This is a genomic window from Dietzia sp. Cai40 (genome assembly GCF_014145165.1).
Lineage (GTDB): Bacteria > Actinomycetota > Actinomycetes > Mycobacteriales > Mycobacteriaceae > Dietzia > Dietzia natronolimnaea.
Genome location: NZ_JAALEB010000089.1, coordinates 1 through 9,818, shown reverse-complemented (window position 1 = coordinate 9,818; position 9,818 = coordinate 1). Strand labels below are relative to the sequence as shown.

The 9,818-nt window shown below is 69.5% G+C and carries 7 protein-coding genes; 2 read left to right on the top strand and 5 right to left on the bottom strand.

Annotated elements, in window-relative coordinates:
* Positions 1-144: 144 nt before the first annotated feature.
* On the bottom strand, positions 145-1,581 hold the full coding sequence (locus G6022_RS04430; protein WP_241731047.1) for an MFS transporter: 1,437 nt from the start codon (positions 1,579-1,581) through the stop codon (positions 145-147).
* Between the two features lie 284 nt (positions 1,582-1,865).
* Between G6022_RS04430 and G6022_RS04425 the strand changes: the two genes are divergently transcribed.
* A complete protein-coding gene (locus G6022_RS04425; protein WP_182639595.1) occupies positions 1,866-3,167 on the top strand; it encodes a cytochrome P450 in 1,302 nt (433 codons plus the stop codon).
* A 62-nt stretch (positions 3,168-3,229) separates the two neighbouring features.
* On the opposite strand, the gene G6022_RS04420 is transcribed toward G6022_RS04425, so the two are convergent.
* The 4 genes from G6022_RS04420 to G6022_RS04405 form a co-directional block, all read right to left on the bottom strand.
* A complete protein-coding gene (locus G6022_RS04420; RefSeq protein ID WP_179525942.1) occupies positions 3,230-4,093 on the bottom strand; it encodes a LuxR C-terminal-related transcriptional regulator in 864 nt (287 codons plus the stop codon).
* A gap of 25 nt (positions 4,094-4,118) precedes the next feature.
* On the bottom strand, positions 4,119-5,015 hold the full coding sequence (gene mmsB, locus G6022_RS04415) for a 3-hydroxyisobutyrate dehydrogenase (RefSeq protein ID WP_179525943.1): 897 nt from the start codon (positions 5,013-5,015) through the stop codon (positions 4,119-4,121).
* Positions 5,016-5,018: 3 nt separating this feature from the next.
* Positions 5,019-6,194, bottom strand: coding sequence for an acyl-CoA dehydrogenase family protein (locus tag G6022_RS04410; RefSeq protein ID WP_182610133.1), 1,176 nt, complete (start codon positions 6,192-6,194; stop codon positions 5,019-5,021).
* A 90-nt stretch (positions 6,195-6,284) separates the two neighbouring features.
* The gene (locus G6022_RS04405; RefSeq protein ID WP_182610134.1) at positions 6,285-7,811 is read right to left on the bottom strand and encodes a CoA-acylating methylmalonate-semialdehyde dehydrogenase; all 1,527 of its coding nucleotides are present in this window, start codon (positions 7,809-7,811) and stop codon (positions 6,285-6,287) included.
* Between the two features lie 225 nt (positions 7,812-8,036).
* Between G6022_RS04405 and G6022_RS04400 the strand changes: the two genes are divergently transcribed.
* The gene (locus tag G6022_RS04400) at positions 8,037-9,758 is read left to right on the top strand and encodes an AMP-binding protein (RefSeq protein WP_182639596.1); all 1,722 of its coding nucleotides are present in this window, start codon (positions 8,037-8,039) and stop codon (positions 9,756-9,758) included.
* The last annotated feature ends 60 nt before the right edge of the window (positions 9,759-9,818 follow it).

The window sequence follows — 9,818 nt, the reverse complement described above, 5'->3', positions numbered from 1 at the left end:
CCTGCACCACGCCCCGCCCCGCGACCTGCACCACGCCCGGCCGCGGACAGCACCGCGCCCGGCCCCCTCTCGGGTGGGGCCGGGCGCGGCTGTTCTTGGGAGGATCCGTGTCGTGGGTCCTCGATGGGGGTCGTCAGACCAGGGTCACGGCATCTCGGTGGCGATGAGGCGGGAGTCGTCCGGCTCGGCATCGGCGTGGATGACGTTCTTGCTCGACTCGGTCATGAGGAAGATGCAGACCATCGACATGACGGACAGCGCCGAGAGCATCAGACCGACACCGAAGGTGTTGCCGGCCCCGATCATCGCGGCCGCGGCCAGCGGCGGCAGCGCGCCACCGAGGATGCCGGCGAGGTTGTAGCCGAGCCCGGCGCCGGTGTAGCGGTAGCGGGCCTGGAACAGCTCGGGCAGCAGTGCACCGGCCGGTCCGTAGGCGATACCGAAGATGATCAGCGTGACGAACAGCACCAGACCGAAGGCGAAGGTCGACCCGGTGTCGAGGATCGGGAAGACGAACAGCGTCCACGGGATGGCCAGTCCGACCGAGGTGCCGATGACCTTCCTCCGGCCGATCTTGTCCGAGTACATCGCCGACAGCGCGATGGCGGCACCGAAGATCAGCGCGGCGATCATGCCCATGCCCAGGACGAACGGGCGGGAGTGCCCGAGGGTGGCGGTGGCGTAGTTCGTGAGGAACGCGGTGCCCATGTAGAAGAGCGAGAACAGCGAGGTGAGCGCACCACCCGCGATGAGGATCTCTTTCCACTGGTACCGCAGCGCATCGGCGAACGGCAGCGTCCTGGGGGCCGTGACCCTGTTCGCGGCCTTGTCGGCAGCCGCGGTCTCGGCGGCTTCCTTGGCCTCCCTCGCCTGGGTCTGACGGAAGACCGGGGTCTCCTCGACCGTGAGACGGATCCACAGGCCGACCAGCACGAGGACGGCGGAGAGCAGGAACGGGATACGCCAGCCGTACTGCATGAAGGGGCTGTCGAGGTCTGCACCGCTACCGGCGACGAGCGAGAAGATGAGGAACGTCCCCGAGGAGAGGAAGAACGCGAAGGCCACGCCCAGCTGCGGCCACATGGCCATCATGCCGCGCTTGCCCTCGGGGGCGTACTCGGCCGTGAGCAGCGTGGCTCCGGCCCATTCGCCGCCGACCGCGAAGCCCTGGAAGAAGCGGCACACCACCAGCAGGGTCGGTGCCCAGATGCCGATGCCGCCCTCGAAGACGCCGAACGCCCCCGTGTTGTACCCGGGCAGCAGACCGATGAAAACGGTCGCCACGCCCATGATGATGAGGGTCCAGACGAGCGTGTTCTTGCGACCGATCCGGTCACCGAAGTGGCCGAAGATCGCCGCACCGACGGGCCGGGCGAAGAACGCCACGGCGAAGGTCGCGAACGAGGACAGCGTCGCCGTCGCGGGGTTCTGGTCGGGGAAGAACAGGGCCGGGAAGACCAGCGCGGCGGCGGTGCCGTAGATGAAGAAGTCGTACCACTCGATCGTGGTACCGATCGAGGACGCGGCGGCGACCTTCTTCAGCGAGGTCTTCTGCTCGACCGGCGGAAGATTCGGGGACAGCGGTGCCGCGTCCCCCGGCGGGGTGTTTCCGGACTGCGTCAAGACAACTCCAGTCGTGTCAGGTTCGCCGGGTATCTGACCTCCGGCGAGGCGGGTGATCGCCGACGCATAGGCGTCGATTGAGCCGAACAGTATGTGATGACCACCACACCCGATACACCCGAAAGTATGTGTGCCGTGACCCGGCCCACAGTCGCGACGCCCGCGCTCGACCGGATGCCCCGCCCTCGCCGCACCCCTAGGGTGTCGGGCGAGACACGCACCCGAGCCACCAGGAGGCACCGATGCAGTCCCACGCCAGCCACACGCTCCGCGAACAATCCCTCGACTTTCTCCGGTCCGGATACCTGTTCACCTCCCGAGTGAGGCAGCGCGTGGGCCTACCCGCCGACTCCCAGACTCCGGTGAGCCTTCGCCTCATGGGTCGACGGGCCGTGCTTCTGCGAGGAGTCGAGGGGGTCCGCCACTTCTACGACTCGACCAAGGTCAAGCGCGAAGGGGCCATGCCGGCGTTCGTCCGTCTGCCGCTCTTCGGACCCGGAGCCGTGCACGGTCTCGACGGTCACGCCCACACCGTTCGCAAGAACGCGCTCGCCGACCTGGCCTACGAGGACGACCGGGTGGCGCAGTTCGCCTCGCTCGTGGCGGTGGAGCTCGAGCAGATGCTCGACGAGTGGGCACGCCGCGGATCGGGAACCGTGTATCACGACTCCACGACCGCGTTCGGTCGAGCGGCGTTTCGGTGGGCCGGGTTGCCGGTGCGTCCGGAGGAGGCGAACAGGCGCACCAAGCAGATGAGCAGGCTTCTCGACACGTTCGGACGGATCTCCGGGAACCCCGTCGCGCAGGTGGAGCGACTGCGCCTCGACCGGTGGGCCACGTCCCTGGTGCGCAAGGTCAGGTCGGGAGAAACACAACCCGATCCCGAGTCGGTGCTGGCGGCCATGGCCGAGCTCCGGGACGACGACGGCCAGCTGGTCGATGCCCGGACCGCTGCGGTGGAACTGCAGAACCTCACCCGTCCGACCGTCGCGGTCGCCCGCTTCGCGGCCTTCGCCGCGGTGGCCCTGGCCGAGAACCCGGGGTGGCGAAGCCGGATCCGGAACGCCTCAGAGGAGGCCGGTCGGCTCACCGAGATCCCCGAGGCGGTGGCGTTCGCCCAGGAGGTGCGACGTGTCTACCCGTTCGTGCCCATGTTGCCCGCGCTCGCAACCACCGATTTCGAGGTCCAGGGTTGTCCGGTGAAGACGGGGCAACGCGTCTTGCTGGACCTGCAGGGCACCGACACGGACCCGAACCACTGGCACGACGCGGGCACCTTCGACCCGGAACGGTTCCTGGGGGTCGACGACGCCGAACAGCTGGAGGCGTTCATCCCGCACGGCGGCGCCGGGGTCCGCACCGGCCACCGGTGCCCCGGCGAGAGGATCGCCGTGACCGCCCTGTCCGCGGCCGTCGCGGCGCTGTGCAGGCCGGAGGTGCGGATCAGCGACGACCCCGACGACCTGACGTTCCCGTGGACCATGATGCTCACCCGTCCGGCGACCGGTGTCAGGGTCCGCTGTAGCCGACCCGGAGACCACTGAGGCCCCCGGCCGGGACGGATCCGAGCACGACGGATCGGCCGGACAGATCAGGGCAGGACTGATCAGGGCAGGACGCCGAGGAGCCGGGCGCGGGCCACGGACTCCATCCGTGACCGTGTGCCCAGCTTGGTACCGATGTTGCGCAGGTACGCCTTGATCGTCTCCGGTGACAGGGACAGTCGGGCGCCGACCTCGGCGTTGGAGCATCCGAGAGCGACCTGTGCGAGGACGTCGATCTCCCGGGGGGACAGGACCGTCGGCGCCGGGCCCGGGTCCCGGCCCACGTCCGGAGTCCGGCCCACCCCCGCCAGCGCGGAACCCGCGGCCAGGAGCCTCTCGCGGAGATCCGGATCGCCGAGCTCGGCGGCGATGGCCCGCAACTCGCCGTGGAGGACACGAAGACGTTCCCTGTCGGAGGATTCCAGCCCGAAGTTCTGCTCGGCCGCGGCGTGGTCGGCCATCCGCAGTCGTCGATCGACCTCGTCGTGGACCTTGAACTCCGAGGCCAGGTCCGCGGCGACGGTGGTGAACGTCCGGGTGACCTGGTCGCCGAGCTGGGTGGCGACGCGGGCCGATCCGTAGAGGATCGTCCGCGCCACGCCCGAGACGATCACGGGGACGGAGATGATCGCCCGCAAGCCCTCGCGGTCCACCGCGTCGGCGTAGTCGCGGGTGATCCTCGAGCACTCCTCGTAGTCGCGCACCGTCGCCGGTCGTCCGGAGGCCATCACGTGACCACCGAGCCCACGGCCCCTGGCCACGGCCAGCCCCTGCATGGAGTCGGTGCGGACCCCGATGAAGCGGTTCAGTCTGGCGGTCTCACCGGTGACGTCGCCGGCGAAGACGACGGGCACACCGGAATCACGGCGGGCCCGGCGCAGGGCCCCTAGTACAGCGTCTGAATCCTTGGGTCGGAGGGTGGACATGGTGTTCTCCCGAGAGTGGAGGTGTTCAGCTCCGCGAGGAATCGCGGATGCTGGTGATGATGGCGCTGAAGTCCTTGCCACCGTTGTCCTGCGCGAACTCGTCGTACAGGGCAGCCGCTGCCGCGCCGAGCGGAGCGACCGTACCAGTGCTCTCCAGGGCCGCGAGCGCCAGCCCGAGATCCTTGTTCATGAGAGCGGTGGCGAAGCCGGGCGTGAAGTCGTTGTTGGCGGGAGAGGTGGGGACCGGACCGGGGACGGGGCAGTTGGTGTGCAGCGCCCAGCTGTTGCCGGTGGCCCCGGTGACCACGTCGAACAGGGCCTGGTGATCGAGACCCAGCCCCTCGGCGAGCACGAACGCCTCGGCGATCGCGATCTGGTGCACGGCCAGCACCATGTTGTTGCAGACCTTGGCGGCCTGGCCGGCCCCGGCTCCGCCGCAGTGGATGACCTTGCCCGCCATCGGCTCGAGCACGGGCTGCGCGGCCGCGAAGGCCTCGTCCTCCCCGCCGACCATGAACGCCAGGGTGCCGGCGGTCGCGCCCTTGACGCCGCCGGAGACGGGCGCGTCGACCTGGAGCATCCCGGCGTCCACGGCCTTGGCGTGGACCGCACGGGCGTCGTCGACCGAGATGGTGGAGGAGTCGATGAACAGGGTCCCCTCCCCCGCCTCGCCCAGGACCTCGTCATAGGTCGAGGTCACCAGCGCACCGTTGGGCAGCATCGTGATCACGACGCCGGCTCCCCGGACCGCCTCGGCGGGCGAGTCGCACACGGTGATCCCGGCGGTCCGGGCCGCGTCCTGCGCCGCGGCGACCGGGTCGAATCCTCTGACGTCGAGTCCGGCGCCGACCAGGTTGGCGGCCATGGGTCCACCCATGTTGCCCAGCCCGAGAAACGCCACAGTCTGCGATCGGTTGTCCATGTCCTACGCTCCCAGTCCGCGCGCGGCGACGGCCCGGCCGACGACGACGCGCATGATCTCGTTCGTCCCCTCCAGGATGCGGTGCACCCGGAGATCTCGCACAATCTTCTCTATTCCGTACTCGGCCAGGTACCCGTACCCGCCGAAGAGCTGCAACGCCCGGTCCGCGATGTCGAAGCAGCGGTCGGTGACGAAGAGCTTCGCCATGGCGCACTGCTCCACGTGATCCGGCTCCTTGGCGTCCAGGGCCGCGGCGGCGCGCCACAGCATGAGCCGGCTCGCCTCCAACTCGGTCGCCATCTCCGCGAGGGTGAAGCGGATCGTCGGCTCGTCGATCAACGCGCCGCCGAACGCCTCACGGTCCCGCACGTGGGCGACGGCCCGCGTGTACGCGTCCTGGGCGCCGCCCAGGGAGCAGGCGGCGATGTTGATGCGCCCGCCGTTGAGCCCCCGCATCGCGATGGTGAACCCGAGGCCCTCGCCGCCGGTGTCCGCGCCACCGATGAGGTTCGCCGCCGGGACCCGCACACCCTCCATGATCACCTGCGCGGTGGGCTGGGCGTTCCAGCCCATCTTCTGCTCGTCCGGACCGAAGCTCAGGCCCTCGGAGTCCGCCGGGACCAGGAAGGCCGAGATCCCCTTGGGGCCGGCCTCCCCGGTGCGGGCCATCACCACGTAGACGTCCGACTGCCCGCCACCGGAGATGAACTGCTTGGTGCCGGTGAGGACGTACTCCGCGGTCTCGCCCTCGCCCTCCTTCACCGCCTTCGTCCGCAGCGCCGCCGCGTCCGACCCGGCGCCCGGCTCCGTCAGGCAGTAGCTCGCGAACAGCTCCAGCGACGCCAGCCGCGGGATCCACTCGTGGCGCTGCTCCTCGGTGCCGAACTCGTCGACCATCCACACGCACATGTTGTGGATGGACAGGTACGCGGCCACCGACGGGCATCCCCGGGCGAGCTGCTCGAAGATGCGGACACCGTCCAGCCGCCGCATCCCGCTGCCCCCGACGTCCTCCGAGACGTAGATGGCGCCCATCCCCATCTCGGCGGCCTCGCGGAGGACGTCCTTGGGGAAGTGGTGCGTCGCGTCCCACTCCTGCGCTTTGGGCGCGATCCGCTTGACCGAGAAGTCGCGGGCGGTGTCGACGATGACCTTGTCGTCGTCATCAAGGGTGAACATGGGTGTTCCTCTCATACGGTGCCCGGTTCGTACGGTGTGCGGCAGGTGAACTGCGCGGCGGGTGAGCTGCGCGGCGGATCCGGTTCGCGGTCAGTCCATCGTGGGGATGACGAACTCGGCACCGTCCTTGATGCCGGAGGGCCAGCGCTGGGTGACCGTCTTGACCTTGGAGTAGAACTTGATCGACTCCGGGCCGTGCTGGTTGAGGTCGCCGAATCCGGACTTCTTCCAGCCTCCGAAGGTGTGGTACGCGATCGGCACGGGGATCGGCACGTTGACGCCGACCATGCCCACCTGGACGTTGGACACGAACTCGCGGGCGGCGTCGCCGTCGCGGGTGAAGATGGCCACGCCGTTGCCGTACTCGTGCTCGTTGGGCAGGCGCAGGGCCTCCTCGTAGTCCTTGGCGTGGACCACCACGAGGACGGGGCCGAAGATCTCGTCGGTGTAGACGCTCATGTCCGGGGTGACCTTGTCCATGAGCGTGGGGCCGACGTAGTAGCCCCCGGAGATGTCCTCGCCGTTGAACTCGTCCGTGTAGGCACCCACGCTGCGGCCGTCGATGAGGATCTCCGCACCTGCCTTCTCGCCCTGGTCGATGTAGTCCAACACGCGGGCCTTGGACTCGGGGGTGACCAGCGGGCCGTAGTCGGACTTCGGGTCGTGGCTGTGGCCCACCCGCAGCTCCTTGACCTTGGGCACCAGTTTCTCGAGCAGGGCCTCGGCGGTGCCCTCGCCCACGGGAACGGCCACCGAGATGGCCATGCAGCGCTCACCGGCGGAGCCGAAACCGGCGCCGACCAGGGCATCGGCGGCCTGCTCGAGATCCGCGTCCGGCATGATGATCATGTGGTTCTTGGCGCCGCCGAAGCATTGCGCGCGCTTGCCGGTGCGGGCCGCGTTCTCGTAGATGTACTGCGCGATGGGCGTGGAGCCGACGAAGCCCACGGCCTGGATGGTCTCGCTGTTGAGGATCGCGTCGACCGCCTCCTTGTCACCGTGGACGACCTGGAAGATGCCGTCGGGCAGACCGGCCTCGGTGAACAGCTCGGCCAGGCGCACCGGGACGGAGGGGTCGCGCTCGGAGGGCTTGAGCACGAAGGCGTTGCCGCACGCGATGGCCGGGCCCGCCTTCCACAGGGGGATCATGGCCGGGAAGTTGAACGGGGTGATCCCCGCGACCACACCGAGCGGCTGGCGCATGGAGTAGACGTCGACGCCCGTGCCGGCGTTCTCGGTGAACTCGCCCTTGAGCAGGTGCGGGATGCCGATCGCGAACTCGATCACCTCGAGGCCGCGCTGGATGTCGCCCTTCGCGTCCGGGGTGGTCTTGCCGTGCTCGATCGCCAGCAGTTCCGCGAGCTCGTCCATGTTCTGGTTGATCAGGTCGACGAACCGCATGAGCACGCGGGCGCGCTTCTGCGGGTTCTGGGCCGCCCACGCCTTCTGCGCCTCGGCGGCCTTGGCGATCACGTCGTCGACCTCCGCCGTCGACGCCAGCGGGACCACGGCCTGCGCCTTGCCCGTGCTGGGGTTCAACACCTCGTGGGTTCGGCCGCCCGTGGCGGCGACCCTGGTGCCGTTGATGTAGTGCTCGATCTGCCTGAGATCCGACATGGACATCCCTTCGTCGTGAGGCCGCGGTCCGGAGATGTCCGCGCGCCACTGCTCCCGTGATGACCATCACTCTATACTTGCATCTCCTAGTAATCCAGGACCCGGCCCCGGGGCCGCCCCCGACCCTCCCCTTTCGGGTGTACCGCCAGCCGCCCGGCCGCCCATACTGTGAGCTGACTCACTTCCCGTGCCCGTTCTCACCCGTGCCCGCTGTCAGGAGACTTCATGGCCCCGCTCGCCACCGACGCCACCACCCGATTCCGCGCCGCCCGCGACTTCCTGCAGGCCAACGCGGAGGACTACGAGGCCGCCCGGGCCGGCTTCGCGTGGCCGGAGCTCGACGAGTGGAACTGGGCACTCAACTGGTTCGACGTCGAGGCCGAGGGGAACACCGATCCCGCGTTGTGGATCGTCGAGGAGCACGACGGCGGAGGCGCACCGACCGAGGCGAAGTACTCCTTCGACGAGGTGCGGATCCGCTCGGACCGCACCGCCAACTGGCTGCGCGAGGCCGGGGTCGGGCCCGGCGACCGGATCCTGCTCATGCTGGCCAACCAGGTGGAACTGTGGGACGTCATGCTCGCGGTGATCAAGCTCGGCGCCGTGGTCATCCCCGCCACCACCCTGCTCGCCGAGGGCGACCTGCGCGACCGCATCGCCCGCGGCGGAATCAAGCACGTGATCGCCCGCTCCGAGCTGGCCGAGCGCTTCGCCGCCATCTCCGGCGACTATCAGCGGTTCGCGGTGGGCGGCGCCCCCGACGGCTGGACCGACCTCGCCGGTGCGATGGACGCCTCCCCCGACTTCGAGCCCAGCCACACCACCCACGCCGACGACACGCTGCTGCTCTACTTCACGTCCGGCACCACCAGCAAGCCCAAGCTCGTCGAGCACACCCACGCCTCGTACCCGGCGGGCCACCTGTCGACCATGTACTGGATCGGTCTCCAGCCGGGCGACGTCCACCTCAACGTGTCCTCGCCCGGATGGGCCAAGCACGCGTGGTCCAACGTGTTCACGCCGTGGATCGCCGGGTCGTGCGTGTTCATCTACAACTACTCCCGCTTCGACGCCACGGCGATGATGCGCGAGATGGACCGCTGCGGGGTGTCCAGCCTGTGCTGCCCGCCCACCGTGTGGCGGATGCTCATCCAGGCCGACCTGACGCAGCTGCAGGTGCCGCCACGGCTGGCGGTGGGTGCCGGCGAGCCCTTGAACCCGGAGGTGATCGGGCGCGTCCGCGACGCGTGGGGGGTGACCATCCGCGACGGCTTCGGCCAGACCGAGACCACTGTGCAGATCGCCAACACCCCGGGCCAGCCCATCAAAGACGGGTCCATGGGCCGCCCGTGCCCCGGATTCGACGTCGTCCTGGTCGACCCCGCCACCGGACAGGAGGTCCCGGGAGAGGGCGCCGAGGGCGAGATCTGCCTGCGCCTGGACCCCCGCCCGCTCGGCCTGATGGTCGGATATCACGGAGACAAGGACCGGACCGACGCCGCGTACGCGGACGGTTTCTACCACACCGGTGACGTCGGCTCGCGGGACTCCGAGGGCTACATCACCTACGTGGGCCGGACGGACGACGTGTTCAAGTCCTCGGATTACCGGATCTCGCCGTTCGAGCTGGAGTCCGTCCTGTTGGAGCACCCGGCGGTGGCCGAGGCGGCGGTCGTCCCGTCCCCGGATCCCGTGCGACTGAGCGTCCCCAAGGCGTTCGTCGTCCTGGCCGGCGGCTGGGAGCCGACCGAGGAGACCGCCCGCCAGATCTTCGACTACTCCCGCACCCACCTGGCCGGCTACAAGCGGGTGCGCCGTCTCCAGTTCACCGACCTGCCCAAGACCATCTCCGGCAAGATCCGCCGCGTCGAGCTGCGCAACGGCGAGAGCGAGAACGGCCCGTCGGTGGACTTCCCCGGCGAGTTCCGGGAGGAGTCGCTGCGCTGACGGCCGGTTCCCGGGCCCGCGCGGGCCGGGCTGCGGGGCCGGGTCGGCCGGGCTGCGGGG

Coding starts and splice junctions, on each gene's coding strand:
- G6022_RS04425 (WP_182639595.1), top strand. CDS start 1,866: ATGCAGTCCCACGCCAGCCACACGCTCCGCGAACAATCCCTCGACTTT.
- G6022_RS04420 (WP_179525942.1), bottom strand. CDS start 4,093: ATGTCCACCCTCCGACCCAAGGATTCAGACGCTGTACTAGGGGCCCTG.
- mmsB (WP_179525943.1), bottom strand. CDS start 5,015: ATGGACAACCGATCGCAGACTGTGGCGTTTCTCGGGCTGGGCAACATG.
- G6022_RS04410 (WP_182610133.1), bottom strand. CDS start 6,194: ATGTTCACCCTTGATGACGACGACAAGGTCATCGTCGACACCGCCCGC.
- G6022_RS04405 (WP_182610134.1), bottom strand. CDS start 7,811: ATGTCGGATCTCAGGCAGATCGAGCACTACATCAACGGCACCAGGGTC.
- G6022_RS04400 (WP_182639596.1), top strand. CDS start 8,037: ATGGCCCCGCTCGCCACCGACGCCACCACCCGATTCCGCGCCGCCCGC.